This window comes from Chromohalobacter sp. 296-RDG (assembly GCF_029889885.1).
GTDB lineage: Bacteria > Pseudomonadota > Gammaproteobacteria > Pseudomonadales > Halomonadaceae > Chromohalobacter.
Genome location: NZ_JARANY010000015.1, coordinates 49,028 through 66,470 on the forward strand (window position 1 = coordinate 49,028; position 17,443 = coordinate 66,470).

Consider the following 17,443-nt stretch of genomic DNA (forward strand, 5'->3'; position numbering starts at 1 on the left):
TTTCATAGCACGTGACACGCGGCGTGTTAATGGATAACGCAAGCCTCACCGCGTCGAGCATCACGCCACCGAGGAAAAACTCATCGCCATGGGCTGCGACATGGGGCAAGGCTTTCTTTACAGCCCCGCCTTACCCCTCGGTGAAGCTTTGGACTGGGCGACGTACTACGCGCGCCCCTGACCTCGCTTAGCTGTCATCACCCTGCGTGGTAAAGCGCCATACCGTGCGCGACTCATACGCTTCGCCAGGCTTGAGGATCGTCGACGGGAAATCCGCCTGGTTGGGAGAATCCGGAAAGTGCTGAGTTTCCAGTGCGAACCCGCCGCGCTTTTCGTAAGAATCACCCCCCTTGCCGGTTAGCGTGCCATCGAGAAAATTCCCCGAGTAGAATTGAACCCCAGGCTCGGTCGTGGCGATCTCCAGCACGCGACCACTGTCCGGTGCGACAACGCGGGCAGCTTGTATCAGTTCGTCTGCGTCGGCGTCATCACGCGCCAGCACGAAATTGTGATCGTAGCCCTGACTGTACTCGAGCTGGGTATTGTCATCGCCGATGCGTGAACCGATCGCCGTGGCCTCGCGGAAATCGAACGGCGTACCCGCTACTCGACGGATCTCACCCGTCGGAATCAATGTTTCCCCGACCGGCGTGAAAGCATCGGCATTGAGCATCAAACGGTGGTCGGTGATCGGGCCGCTGCCTTCGCCCTCGAGATTGAAGTAACTGTGTTGCGTCAAATTGAGCGGCGTCGCCTTGTCGGTGGTAGCGTGATAGTCGATGATCATTTTATCGTCAGTGGTCAGCGTATACCGCACGCGGGTTTCCAACGTGCCGGGATAGCCTTCCTCTCCATCTTCGCTGGTATAGCGCAACTCGACACCGACGCCGGTGTCGTTCTCGAAGGAATGCGCCTGCCAGAGCCGCTTATCGAACCCTTTATCGCCCCCGTGGAGATGATTGGGGCCATCGTTGGTCGCCAGCTCATAGGTCGTGCCATCGAGCGTGAAACGCCCCTCGTCGATACGGTTGCCATAACGCCCGATCAGGGCACCGAAATAAGGATTGGACTTGCGATATGCCTCGGAACGATAGTCTTCCAGGGAATCGAAGCCCAGCACGATGTCGTCGACGTTACCCTGCGCATCCGGCGTGCGCAGGGACGTAATGATGCCGCCATAGGTAATCACCTGCATGTCGATGCCATGGCCGTTGCGCAGGTGGTATGCCTCGACTTCTCGGCCATCGGGAAGTTGGCCGAAGCTATGCTTTTCAACGGAAGGAGTTTGTGTGGTCATCTCGTCTGCCTGTGCCGCATTCAACGCTAAGCACGACATTCCCATGCCCAACGCCAAGCGCGGAATCGTCTGAAATCGTGTCATCCCCGGTCTCCCGATAACGCATCTGCAAGCACGTCGCCCCATGCGACGCCTCATATTTCACGCTAGTCGGGCAGTCTTTTCTTCACCAATAACCGAGTGACGACATCCTCATGTCCTAATGGATATCGCCGCAACACAAGCCACGTCGTTGGCAGCGATCTCGCTACCGACCACTGCGTGCCATGCTAGACCAACGTCGGTTCATCGTTCGCCCTCTCTGTTTTGATGGCCTACTGCAAATGCACTGCCTTGAAGCGCGCGAGTTCCTGGTCTTGCGCATCCAAAAGCGTCAAGTGCTCGCCTTCGACTCGCCAGGCCGCTACAGCATTCAACACTTCGAGAAAGCGTTGCTCGGTTCGGGCGCCCTGCTGGCACGCCATCCGTGTGCTGGCCAACGCCTCAAAACGCAGTTCGTCTCCATTGACGTGGTAGTTGCCCATCATCCGGTTACACCCCGTCGCTCCCATGACGCGTGCCGGGTCGGCATGCAAGACGAAATGCGGCTCACGCTGATTGGCAACGACCGTGACCGGGGCGCTGTCCAGATACGTCAGCTTCCAGTACGTATTCACCAATGACTCATCCGGCTTGGCGGGGGCCGGTTCTTGCTGCATGGCGCAACCGGCTATGACGCAGAAGGCGAGCAACACACTCAAGCCGGCAACGATCCGTTTCATGGAATATCCTTGATTGGCAGACATCAGTGACAGCCTATCAAAACGCTGCCATGAAATGCCCCTTGCGTCGGGTCCTCTTCATGCCCATTTCATGAATACATGCACACTCATCCAAGTGTGCAGCATTACACATGCCTGTCATTACCGCGGGAGACATCATGGAATCACGTTACTTCACCATTCATTCCCATCCTCAGGGCCTACCATCCAAAGAGTTTTTCGCGCTGGAGTCGCAGACGCTCCCCGACTTGGCAGCAGGCGAGGTTCGCGTGCAAAACCTTTGGCTGTCGGTCGACCCCTACATGCGCGGGCGGATGGACGGCGTCACGACCTATGTCCCGCCCTTCACCTTGGGCGAACCGCTTGAAGGCGCCGCCATCGGCGAGATACTCGAATCGCGCGACGAACGCTTCGCCCCCGGCGACCGTGTCGTCCATATGGGCGGCTGGCGTGATATCGCGCAGCTTTCCGGCGACAGCCTGCAGGCATTGCCCGATCTCGACGTGCCACCGCAGACCTTCCTCGGCGTGCTCGGCATGCCAGGCATGACCGCCTGGACCGGGCTCAACCGCATTGCCCAGCTCAAGGAAGGCGAGCGCGTACTGGTTAGCGCGGCGAGCGGTGCCGTCGGTTCGCTGGCCGTGCAGTTGGCCAAGGCCAAGGGCTGCCATGTCGTGGGAATCGCCGGCGCGCCGGAAAAACTCGAGTGGCTGGAATCGCTCGGCGTGAGCGCGGTCAGCTATCGCGGTAAAGATGCGCAACAGCTCAGCGCCGATCTCAAGGCCGCCAGCCCCGATGGGTTCGATGTCTACTATGAAAACGTCGGCGGCGATTGTCTCGAAGCCGCGCTCGACAACATTCGCGTCGGCGCGCGCATCGCAGTATGTGGCTTGATCGACACCTATAACGCAGAGACACCCACGCCCGGCCCCAGCAACATGTCCCGAGTACTGATCCGCCGCGCGCGGATGGAAGGCTTCATCATCCTCGACGCCGAAAATTGGGAACACTACCCCGAGTTTCTGCAAGAGATCGGCCCACTCGTCACGCGTGGCGAGATCGACTACCGGGAAACCATCGAAGAAGGCCTCGAACGCACGCCCGACGCCTTCCTCAAGCTCTTCGAAGGCGGCAACACCGGCAAGATGCTCGTCCGGCTGTAACTATCCGCGTTTAAACCCCACCCAACGTCTCGGCGATCCGCTCGCCGAGGCATCGTCCGTTCTCCAGGCAATCCCCCACCGCGATACCATCTCGCCAGTTGCCCATCAGCGAGAGCCCCGAATGACGCTCGAGTGCTGTCTCGAGGGCGGCGATACGTTCTAGATGCCCCAGTTCATATTGCGGAATCGCCTGCGGCCAGCGACTCACGCTCTGCCATACAGGGTCGCCGCTAATCCCCAGCAGATCACGGAGATCGTCGACGACCTGCGCCACCTGGGCATCGTCATCGCTGGTGGCAGCCTCGGGCTGGCGACGGCCACCGAGAAACGCGGTGAGCAATACATGCTCGGAAGGCGCGCGCCCGGGAAAAAGCGTCGAGGAAAATAGTGCGCCCAGGGTCTGGCGATGCTCGACACCAGGAATCAGCATGCCGAAACCATCCAGTGGATGAGCGATATCGGCACGACGAAAGCCTACCGACACGGCGTTGACCGGCGGATAAGCAATCGCCTCGAGAGGCGCGGCCAAGTCCGGATCGAGCGGTGCCAGTAGCGCGCCAGCCGTAGGCGCCGGCACTGCCAGCACCAGCTCTCGCGCACGAAAATCCTGCCCCGATGCCGTCTTCACACGCCAGTATGCACCCTCGCGATACACGGCGCTCACCTCGCACTCGCAGTGGATCGACGCGTCGGGCTGCGCGGCGATGTCTTCGGCTAGGCGCTCGGCGAGGCGCTGTAGACCATCCGGAAAGCTTACCAACTGGCCACGCCACTCACGCGGCAAGGAAGGCGGCGCGCGCCGTGCCTGGCGCAACCGTACCAGTCCCCCGCGAACCAGCGAGCCATACTCGCGCTCCAATGCCACCAGCCGAGGCATCGCCGCTTGCGCTGAGAGCCGCTCGGGATCTCCGGCGTAGACGCCGGACACGAACGGATCGACCAGATGATCGAGCGCACGACGTCCCAAGCGCCGCGTGACGAAATCGGCCAGGCTTTCCTCAACCTGCGGCGCACGCCTTTGGAACGGCTCGCACAGCAACGCACCCACGCCACGCGGGCCGATCAGCGAATTGACAGGCGCCTTGAGCCAATGAGATGGCAACGCTACCGGCTTTCCCCGATAGGCGATGTAACGCCGCCGCGCACTCGGATTAGCAGGCTGCGCCTCGTCGAGCAGGCCGAGCTCATCGAGCAACGCATGCAGCGGCGGTTTCATCACCAGGGTGTTAGGCCCCTGCTCAATCTGCCAATCACCATCGCGGTGGGTGCGCAGATTACCGCCGACTTGCGGCGTGCGTTCCAGCAAGGCCACGCGCAGCCCACGCCGGGCTGCCGCGCGTGCGGCCGTCAAGCCACTGGCCCCGCCACCGACGACGGCCACGTCGTGTGTCTCGGGATCGGTATGCCGATCCGCCGCGTCGGGTTGTGCTTCACACTGCATGACATCTCCCGTGACAGGGTGCGCCGGCGCGTACCATCCGGTCAGGCGCGGCGGGGGCATTCAGGTGCCCAGCATAGCGGGCAATGCCATCGCCACGCGCTTTCACGAGCGCGACGCATCGACGCATGCGTCGCGCTGTTCGTCTTCTTCGCTGCGAGCGATGATCGAAGCGCCGACCATGTCGCCGGTCACATTGAGCGCCGTACAACCCATGCCCACCAAGGCATCGATGGCGGTCAGCAACGCCACCGTCTCGATGGGTAGGCCCACCTGTGCGAACACCGTGGCGATCATGATGATGCCTGCGCCCGGTACACCCGCTGTACCGATGGACACCAGCGTGCCAATCAGCACGATTTCCAGCATGCTGGAAAAATCCAGCGGCGCGCCGATCACGTTGGCCGCGAACACCGCAGAAATCGCGATGCGAATCGCCGCGCCATCCATGTTGATGGTCGCTCCCAACGGCAGGCTGAAGCCGTAGGTGCTCCGTGACAGCCCCATGCGCCGCGCGGCGTCCAGTGTCAGGGGCAACGTGCCGGCACTACTCTGGGTCGCGAAGGCGGTCGCCATCGGCGTGCGCGCCTCACGGAAAAACCGCCGCAGCTTGACGCCAAAGGCCCCCATCAAGACGCAATAGAGCAGCAGATGCACGCCCAGCGCGATATAAAGCACCAGTACCATGTCGCCCAGCGACAGCAATGTCTCCATCCCTTGCTCGGCCACCGTACCGGCAACGATGGCGAACACGCCGATCGGCACATAATGCAACACGCCCGACATTACCTTAAGCGTAAGCTCGTTGAGCGCCTCGATCACATGGTACAGCTGCTCGGCCAGCGCCCCGTGCGACTCCGACGTGCGCAGCTTCAATAGGGCGATACCGAAGACGATGGCGGTAAAGATGATCCCCAGCAGGTTCAACTCGGCGAATGCTCCGATGATGTTATCCGGCACCACACCAAGCAGCACCTGAGCGATACCGGGATTTTCCGGCACCGAGACCTCGGCGCTACTATCCAGCGTCATCCCGCTGCCCGGGGAAAAAAGCGAGGCTACCGTCAGCCCCACGGCAATCGCCAGCGCCGAAGTGCCGACATAGTAGACGAACACCTTGCGCCCGACACGGCCCATACTGCCGGCGCTGCCTTGATTGATGCCCACCATCAGCGTGAACAACACGATGGGCACGATCAGAAACTTCAACAGCCGCAGTAACAAATCCCCCAGAGGCGCCAGCCAATCCGCGACATCCTGGCCGCCGACCAGACCCACGATGACGCCGAGCACCAGCGCAATCGTGACCCGCAGGATCAACGAGCTCTTCGTATAGGCCTGCCACAATGCTTTCACCGCTTCCTCTCCTTCTCGTTTGGTCGACACCGTATTTTCGCCTCGTGCCAGGCAAAATGCCCGATGCGAAGGCTGCGGCGGCGCTACATTACCATTATGCTGGTCGCATCGATTCAGCAACAGGACACAAAAGCGATGAGCGAACGCGCGATCGACTGCTGGTTAACGGACATGGATGGCGTACTGATCGGCGAAGACCGGGCCCTGCCCGGTGCGGTCGAGCTGATCGATCAATGGCGCGCCAACGGCACGCCTTTTCTCGTGCTCACCAATAACTCCATCTACACGCCGCGCGATCTCAGCGCCCGGCTGACGCGCCTGGGTCTCGATGTCCCCGAAGACCGGCTTTGGACCTCCGCCCTGGCGACTGCCGCCTTCCTGCGCGACCAGGCACCCGGCGGCTCAGCTTTCGTGATCGGCGAAGCCGGCCTGACCACGGCCCTTCATGAAGCGGGCTTCGTGATGACCGATATCGCGCCCGACTTCGTGGTACTCGGCGAAACGCGCAGCTATTCGTTCGAAGCGATTACCCGCGCGATCCGTCTGATCAACGGCGGCGCGCGTTTCATCGCCACCAACCCCGATGTCACCGGCCCCAGCCCCGAAGGGCCGTTGCCCGCCACCGGGGCGATTGCAGCCTTGATCACCGCCGCTACCAAGCGCGAGCCTTACTACGTCGGCAAACCCAACCCGATGATGTTTCGCTCGGCCATGAACAAACTCGGCACGCATTCCGAGCGCACCGGCATGATCGGCGACCGCATGGATACCGACGTCATCGCCGGCATCGAGGCCGGCCTGCACACGGTGCTGGTGATGAGCGGCATCGCCACGCAGGAGGAAATCGAACGCTACCCCTTCCGCCCCCGCGAAGTGCTCAACTCGGTTGCGGAACTGCTGGAGGAGAAGAAGTAGCGCTCGTTGACGGCGCGAGCGTTATGCCTCGCGCTTGTCCTCGGTCCGAGTCTCAAAGTCACTAACATCGTGGCGCTCGTGGAGCTGGAGTTCCGGCTCCCCGAAGGTGCGATTGACCATCCGCCCACGCAGCACTGCAGGACGCGCGTCGATTTCCTCGGCCCAGCGCACTACATGGGTGTATTCCTGCACTTGCAGGAACTCGGCAGCATCGTAGAGACGCCCCAGCACCAACTGCCCATACCATGCCCAAGTGGCGATATCGGCGATGCTGTACGCGTCGCCCGCCAGATAGCGGTTCTCCGCCAGGTGACGGTTCAACACATCAAGCTGACGCTTGGCCTCCATCGCATAGCGGTCAATGGCGTACTCGAGCTTGACCGGCGCATAGCTGTAGAAATGCCCGAAGCCGCCGCCCAGAAATGGCGCACTGCCCATCTGCCAAAATAGCCAGTTGAGCGCCTCGGTGCGCGCCACATGCTCCTTGGGCAGGAACTCTCCGAACTTTTCGGCGAGATACAGCAGGATCGAGCCGGATTCGAACACGCGTATCGGCGTGTCGCTGCTGTGGTCCATTAGCGCCGGAATCTTCGAATTGGGGTTGGCCTCGACGAAGCCGCTACCGAACTGATCACCCTCCCCAATGTTGATCAACCATGCGTCGTATTCGGCACCCTGATGGCCCAGCGCCAGCAGCTCCTCGAACATGATCCCCGCCTTGACGCCATTGGGCGTGGCCAGCGAGTAAAGCTGGAACGGATGCTCGCCCACCGGCAGCTCTTTCTCGTGGGTCGACCCCGCGATCGGGCGGTTGATGCTGGCGAACTTGCCGCCGCTTTCGCTCTTCCAGGTCCACACACGGGGTGGGGTGTACTCGGTTTCTTGGCTCATGAAGCCTCCTGGTCTGTGCGTCGGATCACGCCTCACCAAGCGGCGGGACGTATCCAGTCGCCTGAAAAGGTAGTCTGATAATCCTTGGGACGCGAGACGAGTGGTTCAAGCCGGCAGGCGCACGCATGTGCTAGCCGGCCAAAAGCACAAGACGCTTTTACAAGCGCTCGACCGCCACGGCCAACGCGGGCGCCAGCGGTAGACGCGGCAGCAAGGTGGCTTGATAGGCGTGATAAAGGTCGGGTTTGACGTCGCCCTGCTCCGGGTCGATGGCGAGGCGATGATCCAGTTCCTGGTACCAGCCGCCACGCGCCCGATCGATGAAAGTCGTGTCGATGAAGTCCCACACATGGCGATACCAGTGCTCGTAGTGCGCCTCGCCGGTGCGCTGCAGCAACGCACCGGCAGCTGCCAGCGCTTCGGCATGTGTCCAGTGGCGCCGCCGCCGGGAACTGGGCTGGCCCTGCCAATCCACGGTGTACACCAACCCGGGCGCGCCGTCGCTGGCCCAGCCATCACGTAGGCTTGCCTCGAACAGTGCGGCGGCGTCCACGAACAACCAGGCAGGCGCCTCACAGTCACGTGCTTGAAGCGCCGCCTCCAGGTGCAGCATCAGCCGCGACCATTCAAAGCCATGTCCCGGCGTCGCGCCATACGGGTAGAAATCGTGATGCGGCTGCTCGGCGTTGTACGTCGGCCATTCGGACCAGTCGCCATGAAAGTGTTCGAGTATGCGATGGTCGCGCGGCGCCGCGTGTTGATGGATCAAGCGCTCGACGATAGCCAGCGCCCGATCCAGCCAATGTGGCTCATCGCGCACATCGGCCAGCGCCAGGCATAGCTCCACGCCATGCATGTTGCTGTTGCCGCCACGATAGTCCGCCAGCTCACGCCAGCCTTGTGTGTAGCTCTCGACGAAGGCCTGCTCCGCTGGCGACCAGAAGCGCGTCTCGATGACCTCGACCACTTCATCGAGCAGCCGCGCCGCACCGGGGATGCCCGCCTGGGTCGCTGTCGCGGCCCCTAGGGCGACGAAGTGATGCAAATAGCACTGCTTGGTGCGATCCTCCGTCGAGGCGGGATCGCCCGCCAGCCAGCCGCCGTCCTGCTCGTCGCGCAGCAATCCGGTCAAGGCACGTATGGCATGCTCGGCCAGCGACGCCGCGCCCGGCACGCCCTGCATCGCCGCCAATCCATAGCTATGCGCCATGCGACCGGTGATCATCGTATCGGCGCCGGCATTTGCAGGAATCCGCCCATCACCGTCCAGCGGCGCAAAACCGCCGCTCGGCAGGCGTGCCTGACGATGAAAATCGAGCAGCTTCAAGCCCTCTCGCGTCAGCCAATAGTGATGCGTCTCGGTTTCCAGCCAGCGCCGTGATAGTGCGTGATTGTTATCTGTCATGTCGTACACGCCTTGAGTTCTGGATAAGTAAAGCCAACGGAATTCACTTATGCGCCGCCAGCACGCGCTGATATTCCTCCCGCCACGCCTGAGCATGCAAGGAGTTATCGGCGGAAAAACGCCCCAGTTCGACGGCTAGCTCGAAGAAGCCGCGTGCTGGCATGTGCGGCGCGCGGCGGCTGACGACCAGCGCCGCGATGAAAGGTCGGGCCTGTGCGGCATCTTCGCGCATCGTATCTTCCAACGCCTGAGCGACACGCTGGATGGTGCGCGGCGGCTGCAGGCCAAGCGTGTCGGCAACGTCCTGGTAGGTCATCGGCAACTTCTCTCGTGGCGCTGCTTCAAGCGTTTCGCGTACGGCGGCGGCAGGCGCTAGCGGACTATCGGACATGGGCTCGCTCAGGCACTCGGGGGTGAATGGTTTAACTTCGCGAATATCGAATCGGGGCGTTTCCACCATGGTCTGAATCATGCGTGAGGCCAGGCCGTGGTACAACGGCCATTAAAGGATTAAAACCGCCAACCGATCTTTCCAACTGATCCGAGATGTTCATGCACTGCAACTCGACTTATAGCGCTTACGTCATCGACCAGCCACCACGCACGAAATGAGCGATACCCGCCTCTTTCGCTCGCTACGTTTTTACAATTACCGAGTGTGGGCCATCGGCGCCCTGGTCTCCAATATCGGCACCTGGATGCAGCGCATCGCTCAGGACTGGCTGGTTCTGACCGTACTCACCGACCACGATGCCAGCGCCGTGGGCATCACCATCGCCTTACAGTTCGGCCCACAGTTGCTGCTGCTTCCTCTGACCGGCTATGCCGCCGACCATTTCGACCGCCGCCGACTGATCCTTCTCACTCAGGCATTGCTTGGGTTAATGGCAGTAGGGCTGGGGCTGGTTACTCTCACCGGCGTGGTGACACTTTGGCAGGTCTATGCCTTCGCCCTGGGGCTTGGCTGTGTCACGGCCTTCGATGCCCCCGCACGACAGACCTTCGTCAACGATCTGGTCGGCGAAAAGCATCTTTCCAACGCGGTGGCCCTCAACTCGACCTCCTTCAATGCCGCACGGATGATCGGTCCCGCCGTTGCCGGGCTGTTGATCGCCGCCGTCGGCAGCGGTTGGGTTTTCATGATCAACGCGGCTTCTTTCGCCGCCGTGCTCGGGTCGCTATGTCTACTACGGCGCGACGAACTGCTCCCCGTCACCCGGCCAAGACATAATGCCGGCGGACTGACGGAAGGCTTCCGTTATGTCTGGCAGCGCCCCGAGTTGAAAGCCATCTTGCTGATGCTCTTCATGATCGGCACCTTCGGCTTCAACTTCGCGGTCTATATTTCCACCATGTCGGTACGCGTCTTCCATGGCGAGGCGAGGCGGGGCAGTACGGCCTGCTGACCTCATCCTTGGCCGTCGGCTCGGTCGCGGGTGCACTATTGGCAGCCAAGCGCGAGCGCCCGCAGATGCGGCTGTTGTGCTTCTCCACTTTGGGATTCGGTGTCTGCTGCGGTCTGGCGGCGCTCGCTCCCAACGAATATCTCTTCGCCGCCGCCCTGATGCTGACGGGTCTGGCCGCGCTGACCTTCATGACCGCCTCCAATGCGCTGATTCAGCTCTCGACGACGCCGATGATGCGTGGCCGCGTAATGGCCTTGCGCATGGCGATCACCATGGGGGGCACCCCTCTCGGCGCCCCCATCGTCGGCTGGCTGGCCGATCACGCCGGACCACGCTGGGCGATGAGCGTCGGGGCCAGTGCCGGCGTCATGGCCGCCCTGATCGGAGCACGCTTGCTGGTTCAACAGCGTCGAGGACGCTTGTATCCTTGGCCACAGGGAGCCCATCGCCAAAGCAAGTCGTGAAGAGGAGCCGATCTCGCTATTGACTGCGAGATTGCCAGTCGATCCCCATTTGCCAGAAATCGATCTCCAGGCGGGTCGCATCTCGAAAAACTCCCACGAGTTCTTCAAAGCGCTGTTCAGTCACGCCGGACAACCGTTCGTTCAGCCATTCGATTTCGCTGTGCATAGCGCTCTGGAACTCTCGACTTTCGTACATGGCGATCCAGGCATCGTAGGGGTTGGCGGCGCGTATCGTTGTCGGCTCGCTGTTGAGAACATTGGCGATTTCGCCGTAGCCCACCAGGCACGGGGCAAGCGCCACATGCATATCGAGTAAATCGCCCCGATTACCGGTATCGAGCACGTAACGTGTATAGGCCATGGTGGCCCGATCTTCTGATAACCGAGCCAGTTCATGATCGGTGACCCCCCATTCCCGGCAATAGTCGACATGCAGCGTCAGCTCGGTATCGATGATGGCCTTGAGACCGTCAAAGGCTTGGCGCAAATCCGCCATATTGCGGCTTTTATAGATCGCCAGCGCATACGCTCGCGCGAAATTCTGAAGGAACAGGTAATCCTGCTGGAGATAATAGCGAAATGCGCCCGGCTCGAGGGTACCGTCGCCCAGTCGGCGCACGAAATCGTGCTGGATATAAGCCTGCCAGTCAGTCGCGCACGCGTTTTTTAGATCGTTGAAGCTATAGCCCATGATTGTCTCCGGTCGTTACCAAGCAAGATCCGGAGACCACGAGGGACAGGCAGATGTGTTGTCATAAGCCCGCTTGATTCCCTACGCCAGTACCCGCCTGCATACGCAAGCATTCGCCGGATCAGGTTCAACGGGTCGATGCGCTATGCATCTCTCAGCCGGATCGCCCGGCACCCCGTCAAGCACGGTCAATACATTAGCCAACTGAGGGTTGTTTTTTCAACAACTGCGCTGAGCTTGGTGCTCGCTGTTTACAAAAAGCGATGGTGTGATGCGGAGGCCAAAGCTGTAATTATTTCGTCCTCCCCGACATGGAGGCCATCGGCGTCGAGTGCATAAAGCGCATCGACAAAATTCACTATGAAAGAACCGGGGCCGCTGACTTCCTTTGCTGCATCGATCCCAGCAACGGCAAACGTGGTCAGGGCAGCAACGGTGGCATCGAATGGTGCATCCGATGCAACAGCAGTAAAAGCACCGACAACACAAGTCAATGCACATCCCATGGCCGTTACCCTAGACATCCAGAATGAGCCGCCGGCAATACGTACCGCGCGCGTGCCATCGGTCACAAAATCTGTTGCGCCTGTCACGGCGACGATAGCATCTTGCGCCTTTGCGAGGGCTCTGGCGCCCTCTTCGGCTCGCTCGACCGAATCGCCGCTATCGACGCCCTGTCCAGCACTATGTCCGTCGCCAAGCGATATGATCTCGGAGGCATTGCCGCGAATCACGGTCGGCCGCAATGCCAGCAGATCAGCGACGGCCTGCCGTCGGAAGGCCGTCGCAAAATGCGCAACCGGATCGAGTATCCAGGGAACAGCGGCCTGATTGGCGCTTTGTACGGCGACTTTCATGCCCTCTAACGAAGTGGGCGACAACGTGCCGATATTGATAGTGAGTGCCCCCGCATTCGCGGCAAACTCACCGGATTCTTCAGGCGCATGAACCATGGCGGGGGAAGCCCCTGCCGCCAGTAGCACATTAGCCGAAAAATTCACCGCCACATGATTGGTGATGCATTGGACGAGTGGCTTCGCCTCTCTCATGCTGGCTAAAAGCAGTGAAGGTACCAGCTTGGTATAGTCGGTCATTTTCGAGCGTCAGTGTTCAGGTTTGATCTAAGTGCTTGATAATACGTTTTCGTGCATCTCTGTCGGCTCAACAGGACCTCCTTGATGCCTTCAGTATAGATCCTTGGGGGGTCTACGAAATCCAAGGCGTTGCGGGATTAGCCAGCGAGCACCCCGCGTGCAAAATTTCTGGACTTTATCACCGTGCTTTATGCAGCGCGTTTCGCTGCCGGTGGAACGCGATCACATCGGCACGATCCAGTTATTTCGAAATTACCGCTCAGTAATTATAGGGCTGAAAGTCACGATATATGGCACTAGAATTACCGAACGGTGATTCTAGACTTGGCACACACATGGCTGACCTCACCCCACTCAAAGCGCTTAGCACCGTGGCGAGTCTTCATCAAGAAGTCCCATCGCCGTGACCAGACGCACGCCCCGACCTTTCACCGAGCGCCACATCATGTTCGCTGATAGCCGTCACCTCACGCGGCCACCACTCGGGGTGGTTGTCCCGAATGAAGGCCATCAATTTCTCCCGCACATTCATTTCAGCGACCCAGCCGGCGAAAGGATCCGACGTCATCAGGTAGCAAACGACCGTCTGCGCCCTCTCTGTCTGCCCCGTCACGTAACAAGAAAGCTTGTGGTGTTCGATGACGTTATCTTCTTCCTGAGCGTACTCCAGAAACTTCTCCCTGAGGCATTGAATATCAGCGCTCAAGTGGAGAATCAGCTCCAGGCTTCTGAACTCCTTGGTACTCTTGACCGACAGGTTTTCGAAGGGCCTGGAGACGAAGTACGTGACCGGCACGATCAAGCGCCGGTCGTTCCAGACCCTCAAGCGAATGTAGGTATAGAAAATACCCTCCACATAGCACCATTGGTCTTCGAAGACCACTAAGTCGCCGATGCGTATGGGCTTGGCCAACGAGAGCTGAAACGAAGACAGTATATTGCCGAGTACAGTCTGGCCGGCAATACCCACCAGCACCGCCAAGACACTGGCCGACGCCATCAGGGATAGCCCCAGCGTCTCGAATAGCTGGATCTGACTCAGTACATAAATCGAAACAGCGGTGACCGTGATCAGGATTATGATGCGTCGCAACGCGTAGAGTGTCGTCAGGAACTTACGTGCGTCCTGGGGCTTGGTGTCATCGATTTGCCCCATGAGATGCCGAGTTATGTTCAGCATGAGGGTATCGACGAGACGTAGCGCGATCGTACCGCCACCCCAGGCCAGAATAGCGATCAACAGCACCCGGAAGGACGTCGTCGCCACGGCCGAGAAAGATACCGCATAGTCGAGCAACGCTTGGGTGACTAATGACATGACGACGAGTGCTACAGGCACCTTGATTCGACCGGCGAAGATGCTTGGCGCGCCGGAAGGCAGCCAGCGTGTTGCCACCCCGACCAGATGATGGACCCACCGTCCCATCAGACCTACCAGCAACAGAAAAACCGGAATGGCGATCCACTCCCAGATTCTGAGCACCCCAAACGAGGCCTTGAAGCGCTCGGGGATATAAGCCTCAAACATCAAGGGGCCGTATTCCTCGTAAAGCAGCGGCACCGACGACACACTATCCGGCATGATTAACCAGACTGGCGCCTCATCGCCTACTCGATATCGGCCCAGACGGATGTCGTAGGTTTCACCCTGGGCGGTGAGCGATGCCAGTTTGAGATTCCGTCGAGGCTCTCCTGCCTGGGGATGCTGGCCCGTGGAATCCTCGATGGCGGCATCCTGGCGCCCAGGGAGGCCGGAAATATTAATCCATTCGCCACGTTTGAGAACCTCGGCCAGTTGCCTGGCCAACTGGCCCCCTCGTTCTCGCTGCTCCGCCGGGGTCAGCTCGGAGAGATCGAGGATATGCGCAGCCGCCGCGAAGTCCTCATTCTCGGTCAGTGTCAAAAAGCTACGAATCGCCTCCCGTGGCGTCATGCGTGTGACCGCCTTGGGAACCTTGCCCAGCCCCGCGTTTAGCGAATCGACGGAGAACCAGCGCGTATCACCGCTTTCGCCATCCGGCGTTTGCGCCATACATAGGCTGGAAAAGATGAAAGCTACTGCAGCCACCAGCCACAGTCGCCATGCGCCATGTTTCTTCATACGTCCCTTACCGATTCAATGAGCCATCCATGCATTCCACCTGCCACCGGATCGATTCCGACCCGGCCGAGCCTTGATCCATAAAAGGCCACCAAGTTCGTGGTTGCTTGCAGTACAGCCCACCGGCAAATGCCGCGTCCAGTCTTCATTGTCCGGCACCCCGTGTCGGGGTTGAACCAGCATGTCATGGGCGAGCGAGGAGAACCGACGGAACATCTATTTTGATGGTGCCTGAATGAGCAGACTACACTGCGGCCGAAGACATCTTACGCCCGTCATTAGCCCAGCCATGACGACGCGTTGTCTTCCATTGATCCGCAAAAGGAGTTTGCCGTGATTGCCACCGCCGAACGACCGGCTCGAAGCGGGCCGAATCCACTTCATGGAATGTTGCTTGCGGGCACCTTCCCTCTCTTCTTGGGCGCCGCATTGAGCGATTACGCCTATTCCACTACTTACCAAATCCAGTGGAGTCACTTCGCCTCCTGGCTGATCGCCGGTGGCCTGGTGTTCTGCGGCCTGGCGCTGATCTGCGCGCTGATTGGGGTGTTCCGCCCCGCCAAAAGTCGCGGCCTTGCCGTCTTCTACTTTCTGCTGTTGCTGGTGACCTGGATTTTTGCCTTCGTCAATACGCTGGTTCACGCCAGGGATGCCTGGGCGATGATGCCGACCGGCTTGATGCTCTCCGTCGTCATTGCCGTGCTCTCCTTCGTCACGATCTGGATCGGGTTCATCAGCCGCAAGAGCGGAGGTCAGTCATGAAGTTCGCACACAAGTACGCTGGCATGCGTTATGCCGCACCGCTCTCGATCCTGCTGCTCGCCGGTGGCGCCTACGCCGCCGATTCGGGCCAGCAGTACGGCCCTAACCCAGAGCTTCCCGAGCCGCAACGAGGCCTTCTGCCCAACATGGCGGTGCCCGAGAAGGCACAATGGGGCGACGCGAAACCCACGGTGCCCGATGGCTACACGATCACCGCCATCGCCACCGATTTGAAAGTCCCGCGCCAGACGCTAGTGCTGCCAAATGGCGACATTCTGGTGGCGGAAGGCAAAGGCGGCGGTAACGCGCCCAAATCGCGGCCGAAAGATTTCATCGCTGGCTTGATCCAGTCGCAAGGTACCACCTCGGTTTCCGGCGGCGATCGCCTGACGCTACTGCGCGATGAAGACGGTGACGGCACCTACGAAGAACAAAGCGTCTTCGCCGAAAACCTCAACGCGCCCTACGGCCTCGCCCTGGTGGACGACGATCTCTACGTGGCCAATCAAGACGCGCTCGTTCGCTTCGACTATCAAGAAGGCCAGACCGAAGCCAGCGGCCCACCGGAGGTGATCACACCGCTGCCCTCGAAGATCAATCACCACTGGACCAAATCACTGACCGCCAGCGCGGACGGCGAATCTCTCTACGTCGGCATCGGTTCCAACAGCAACATCACCGAGCGCGGCATGGCGGCGGAAGTCGACCGCGCGGAAATCTGGGAGATCGACCCAGAAACCGGCGCACACAGCGCCTATGCCACCGGCGTGCGCAACCCGACTGCACTGACGATTCAGCCGGGCACGGATGACCTCTGGGCCGTCGCCAACGAGCGCGACGAACTTGGGCCGCATCTGGTGCCGGACTATTTGACTTCCATTCAGGACGGCGGCTTCTACGGCTGGCCCTACAGCTACTGGGGGCAACACGTCGATCCGCGTGTGAAGCCGGAGAATCCAGAGCTGGTGGAGTCGGCAATCTCCCCCGACTACAGCCTCGGCTCCCACCGGGCCCCGCTGGGCGTCGACTTCTCCAACGCGGCAGTGGGCGAGCAGTTCGCCAACGGCGCCTTCGTCGGCGAACACGGCAGTTGGAACCGCGCCGACCCCGTTGGCTATCAGGTCGTCTTCATCCCATTCGAGGATGGGCAGCCTGCTGGCGACCCCGTCGATTTCGTCTCCGGTTTTCTAACCGATGACGGCAAGACACGTGGCCGCCCCGTCGGCGTCACCGTCAGCCCGGATGGCTCGGTGATCATCGCCGACGACATGACCAATGCGATCTGGCGAGTGACGCGAGACGATGCGAACGCACAGCCCGCAGAAAGCAACGCGTCAGAGGACGAGTCGGCACCATCCAACGAGGCATCAACAACGCCTGAAGACGAGCACGAGATGCCCGAGGACGGATACGCCGGGGAGGGATGAACGCCTCGCCTGTTCATAATGAAGTAACGCCATACTGCATCGGCGCGCCAACCGAGTGGCTCGCATCACCCCTTCTTCTCGCGGCGACACCGCGCCGAGCAGTAGACGACATTCTCCCAGTCCCGCGCCCACTTCTTGCGCCAGGCAAAGGGGCGCTGGCACACCGGGCAGATCTTGGTGGGGAGGTGAGGTTTGCGATGCGGCATCAAGGCGTCTCCCGAAGCCCACCCCGGATCAGTATGGCGAACGATGCCACCGCGAACAGCTGAACG

The 17,443-nt window shown here is 60.6% G+C and carries 17 protein-coding genes and 1 riboswitch; of the genes, 6 read left to right on the forward strand and 11 right to left on the reverse strand.

Translation table 11 applies throughout. The annotated features are described in order from the left end of the window. Window positions 1-187: 187 nt before the first annotated feature. Window positions 188-1,381 (reverse strand): aldose epimerase family protein, encoded by a 1,194-nt coding sequence (locus OP495_RS08180; protein WP_280562925.1) that lies wholly within the window; start codon window positions 1,379-1,381, stop codon window positions 188-190. Between the two features lie 230 nt (window positions 1,382-1,611). Then, window positions 1,612-2,058, reverse strand: a complete 447-nt coding sequence (locus OP495_RS08185) for an META domain-containing protein (RefSeq protein WP_280568480.1) — start codon at window positions 2,056-2,058, stop codon at window positions 1,612-1,614. Between the two features lie 158 nt (window positions 2,059-2,216). Here OP495_RS08185 and OP495_RS08190 point away from each other — a divergent pair, with 158 nt between their 5' ends. Next, window positions 2,217-3,221 (forward strand): NADP-dependent oxidoreductase, encoded by a 1,005-nt coding sequence (locus OP495_RS08190; RefSeq protein WP_280562923.1) that lies wholly within the window; start codon window positions 2,217-2,219, stop codon window positions 3,219-3,221. A 10-nt stretch (window positions 3,222-3,231) separates the two neighbouring features. Here OP495_RS08190 and hemG read toward each other — a convergent pair whose 3' ends face one another. Both hemG and OP495_RS08200 read right to left on the reverse strand, forming a co-directional pair. Then, window positions 3,232-4,662 (reverse strand): protoporphyrinogen oxidase, encoded by a 1,431-nt coding sequence (gene hemG, locus OP495_RS08195; protein WP_280568482.1) that lies wholly within the window; start codon window positions 4,660-4,662, stop codon window positions 3,232-3,234. 102 nt (window positions 4,663-4,764) lie between these two features. Next, a complete protein-coding gene (locus tag OP495_RS08200) occupies window positions 4,765-6,015 on the reverse strand; it encodes a dicarboxylate/amino acid:cation symporter (RefSeq protein WP_280568511.1) in 1,251 nt (416 codons plus the stop codon). Between the two features lie 135 nt (window positions 6,016-6,150). On the opposite strand from OP495_RS08200, the gene OP495_RS08205 reads away from it, so the two are divergent. After that, window positions 6,151-6,930 (forward strand): HAD-IIA family hydrolase, encoded by a 780-nt coding sequence (locus OP495_RS08205; protein ID WP_280568485.1) that lies wholly within the window; start codon window positions 6,151-6,153, stop codon window positions 6,928-6,930. Window positions 6,931-6,951: 21 nt separating this feature from the next. On the opposite strand, the gene yghU is transcribed toward OP495_RS08205, so the two are convergent. The 3 genes from yghU to OP495_RS08220 form a co-directional block, all read right to left on the reverse strand. Beyond that, entirely contained in the window at window positions 6,952-7,821 is an 870-nt protein-coding gene (gene yghU, locus OP495_RS08210) for a glutathione-dependent disulfide-bond oxidoreductase (protein WP_280568487.1), read from the reverse strand. 157 nt (window positions 7,822-7,978) lie between these two features. Then, window positions 7,979-9,226, reverse strand: a complete 1,248-nt coding sequence (locus OP495_RS08215) for an AGE family epimerase/isomerase (RefSeq protein ID WP_280568490.1) — start codon at window positions 9,224-9,226, stop codon at window positions 7,979-7,981. A gap of 43 nt (window positions 9,227-9,269) precedes the next feature. Next, complete coding sequence (locus OP495_RS08220; RefSeq protein ID WP_280568513.1) at window positions 9,270-9,617, reverse strand: hypothetical protein; 348 nt, start codon at window positions 9,615-9,617, stop codon at window positions 9,270-9,272. 217 nt (window positions 9,618-9,834) lie between these two features. On the opposite strand from OP495_RS08220, the gene OP495_RS08225 reads away from it, so the two are divergent. Together OP495_RS08225 and OP495_RS08230 are read left to right on the forward strand one after the other, a co-directional pair. Further along, window positions 9,835-10,632 carry an MFS transporter gene (locus OP495_RS08225; protein WP_280568492.1) on the forward strand — a complete coding sequence of 266 codons (798 nt, stop codon included), beginning with the start codon at window positions 9,835-9,837 and terminating at the stop codon, window positions 10,630-10,632. An 8-nt stretch (window positions 10,633-10,640) separates the two neighbouring features. Next, entirely contained in the window at window positions 10,641-11,096 is a 456-nt protein-coding gene (locus tag OP495_RS08230; RefSeq protein ID WP_280568494.1) for an MFS transporter, read from the forward strand. A gap of 16 nt (window positions 11,097-11,112) precedes the next feature. On the opposite strand, the gene tenA is transcribed toward OP495_RS08230, so the two are convergent. The 3 genes from tenA to OP495_RS08245 form a co-directional block, all read right to left on the reverse strand. After that, window positions 11,113-11,787: a thiaminase II gene (tenA, locus tag OP495_RS08235; protein WP_280568496.1), complete on the reverse strand. Its 675-nt coding sequence runs from the start codon at window positions 11,785-11,787 to the stop codon at window positions 11,113-11,115. An 80-nt stretch (window positions 11,788-11,867) separates the two neighbouring features. Further along, window positions 11,868-11,975, reverse strand: a riboswitch (TPP riboswitch). 63 nt (window positions 11,976-12,038) lie between these two features. Beyond that, window positions 12,039-12,881: a hydroxyethylthiazole kinase gene (gene thiM / locus OP495_RS08240; protein ID WP_280568499.1), complete on the reverse strand. Its 843-nt coding sequence runs from the start codon at window positions 12,879-12,881 to the stop codon at window positions 12,039-12,041. A gap of 385 nt (window positions 12,882-13,266) precedes the next feature. Continuing rightward, a complete protein-coding gene (locus OP495_RS08245; protein ID WP_280568501.1) occupies window positions 13,267-14,982 on the reverse strand; it encodes a mechanosensitive ion channel domain-containing protein in 1,716 nt (571 codons plus the stop codon). A gap of 333 nt (window positions 14,983-15,315) precedes the next feature. On the opposite strand from OP495_RS08245, the gene OP495_RS08250 reads away from it, so the two are divergent. Beyond that, entirely contained in the window at window positions 15,316-15,744 is a 429-nt protein-coding gene (locus OP495_RS08250) for a DUF2231 domain-containing protein (protein WP_280568504.1), read from the forward strand. Further along, on the forward strand, window positions 15,741-17,171 hold the full coding sequence (locus tag OP495_RS08255; RefSeq protein ID WP_280568507.1) for a sorbosone dehydrogenase family protein: 1,431 nt from the start codon (window positions 15,741-15,743) through the stop codon (window positions 17,169-17,171). The genes OP495_RS08250 and OP495_RS08255 overlap by 4 nt, the downstream gene beginning before the upstream one ends. A gap of 65 nt (window positions 17,172-17,236) precedes the next feature. On the opposite strand, the gene OP495_RS08260 is transcribed toward OP495_RS08255, so the two are convergent. After that, window positions 17,237-17,377 (reverse strand): DUF2256 domain-containing protein, encoded by a 141-nt coding sequence (locus OP495_RS08260; RefSeq protein ID WP_280562912.1) that lies wholly within the window; start codon window positions 17,375-17,377, stop codon window positions 17,237-17,239. Window positions 17,378-17,443 lie beyond the last annotated feature (66 nt).